Source organism: Streptomyces fulvoviolaceus, assembly GCF_000718165.1.
Taxonomy (GTDB): domain Bacteria; phylum Actinomycetota; class Actinomycetes; order Streptomycetales; family Streptomycetaceae; genus Streptomyces; species Streptomyces fulvoviolaceus.
This window is the reverse complement of the sequence record NZ_JOEY01000206.1, coordinates 1-291: the sequence shown is the minus strand read 5'-3', so window position 1 is coordinate 291 and position 291 is coordinate 1. Positions and strand designations below refer to the sequence as shown.

Sequence of the window (291 nt, the reverse complement as noted above, 5' to 3'; positions counted from 1 at the left end):
ATGCTGACCTCGCCGTCCGGGCTGATGCGGAGGGTCTCGTTGCCGTGGCGCTTGCCGGACTCGCCGTCGGCCTGCAGGAACCAGCGCGATGCTTCCCACTGCTTCCGCCAGTCGGCCTCGGTGAGCTGCGCGTCCGACAGCTGGTGGCGGGTGCGGGCCAGTCGTTTGCCGCCGCGTACGACGTGCAGGGTCCCGGCCTCGCGGTCGGCCCGCTCGCGCTCCAGCCGGTCCTCCAGCACCTGCAGGCGACGCGTTTGGGCGTGCCACTCCCGCCTGCTGCGGTAGCCGCCC

Annotated in this window: 1 pseudogene; it reads right to left on the bottom strand. The window is 73.2% G+C overall.

Annotated features, from left to right (window positions below):
- Positions 1-291: pseudogene (locus IG08_RS0153550) on the bottom strand (IS200/IS605 family accessory protein TnpB-related protein); the annotation flags it as partial.